The following is a 1645-nucleotide window of genomic DNA, read 5'->3' as shown; positions in this document are numbered from 1 at the left end:
CCTGTTTTCCTCACTGGGACACCCTAAAAGTTGAATATTTTAGCCAGGATTCGATGTTCTTCTGTTAGTATTAGTTTTTTTCTGATGATTTGTTTAGATGTAGGTAACATAATTTCAATTTCAAAAAGATTAGCAGCCATTTCAATAATTTGAGTTGCAGATAAGCCTACCTTTTTTTCTGTTAGCCATCGCTCTAATTCCTTATACACTTTATAAGCAACAAAATTCAGGCAGATATGTGCCTCAATTCTTTTTTGCAATCGATGATAAATGGGGCGAACTTTTAAATCTGTTTTTGTAACCCTAAATGCCTTTTCTATTTGCCATAACTGATTGTAATTTTCGATTATTTTTTTAGTGGTTAATCTACTATTGGTTAAGTAGCCTTTTAACCCATCCCATTTTGCATCTTCTTCATATTTTAGATAATCTATGCTTACTTTAATTTCGTTTTCTATTCTCAGATACTTGTTGTAGCCTTTATTATTGATATTGGTTTTGTTTAGTTTACCTTTTTTAATATGTTTCTCTAAACGCTTTAGCCCTCTTTCTCTATTGTAGGCATCTTTTTGGGCTCTTTTTTCTGAATAACTGATAATAAGCTTTAAATCATCTTTATCAATCAAAGCAGTTTCCTGGGCATGTAATTTTAAAGCCAATATTTTATTTTTTATTGGCTGTGATAATGATTTGATTCTTGCTCCAATAATAAATTCATATTTTTTTTCTTTTAATAATTCAATATTCGATTTGGACAACAAGCCAGAATCTGCAACTACTACCAATCGTTCCAGTTGATATTTTTGTTTAAATGCTTCAATAACCGGTAATATTGTTTGCCCTTCAAACTGGCTACCATTGAAAATTTCATAGGCTAATGGATAGCCGCCAATACTAACAAGCATACCCAAAACAATTTGTGGATTTTGATGTTTACCTTCTTTTGAAAATCCTGTTTTTCTCAGCTCATCTTCCTTCTCTATCTCAAAGTATACGGTAGTTACATCATAAAAAACAACACTGATTTGATTATTCAATACTTGTTGTGTGTGTTTAAAACTTATCTGCTGTATAGCTTCTTTTTGCGTTTTGTTTAATTTATCTAAGTAACGATATATCTGATTTTCATCGTAATTAACTCCATGATAACGATATAGATATTCCGTAGTCTTTAATTTACTTTTAGGATATATTAGGCGATACAAAACAAGCCATCTAAACAGTTCATCTTTGATAGCATCAAAACCAATGCTATTAAAAATTTTCCCTATCGTTAAATCCAAACCTACTAAACGATGCGATGAAATACTGTCAAGAATTTTTTCAGCACTTAATTGTTCCTTATCAAAATCAATTGGCATTTGACCGCTATGATCAATCAACCATTGTTGTGCTTGATGTACTAAAACCTGCAACTCCTCTGCTGTACTTGCACAACCAACGCTATGAGCAACCTTGTAAGTACCCCTGCTTTTATCTATAATCTGTATGGATGTTTTTCCGCTTTTATTTTTCTTCTTTCTTATAAACACTTCTGAAAGATAAAAAATTACGCTGGGACACCCAAGACACCAAAAATAAAATAAACAAATAATTGATAATCAATAACTTAGAAAAATATCTATTTAATGGCGAGGAAAACAGG

The 1645-nt window shown here is 31.3% G+C and carries 1 protein-coding gene; it reads right to left on the bottom strand.

The window, feature by feature from the left end; translation table 11 throughout:
- Nucleotides 1-23: 23 nt before the first annotated feature.
- Nucleotides 24-1532, bottom strand: a complete 1509-nt coding sequence (locus tag A0F92_RS14585) for an IS1634 family transposase (protein ID WP_068247886.1) — start codon at nucleotides 1530-1532, stop codon at nucleotides 24-26.
- Nucleotides 1533-1645 lie beyond the last annotated feature (113 nt).

Origin of the sequence: Hydrotalea flava (assembly GCF_001623405.1) — a bacterium.
Classification (GTDB): Bacteria; Bacteroidota; Bacteroidia; order Chitinophagales; family Chitinophagaceae; genus Hydrotalea; species Hydrotalea flava.
This window is presented reverse-complemented; position numbering and strand designations above follow the sequence as displayed.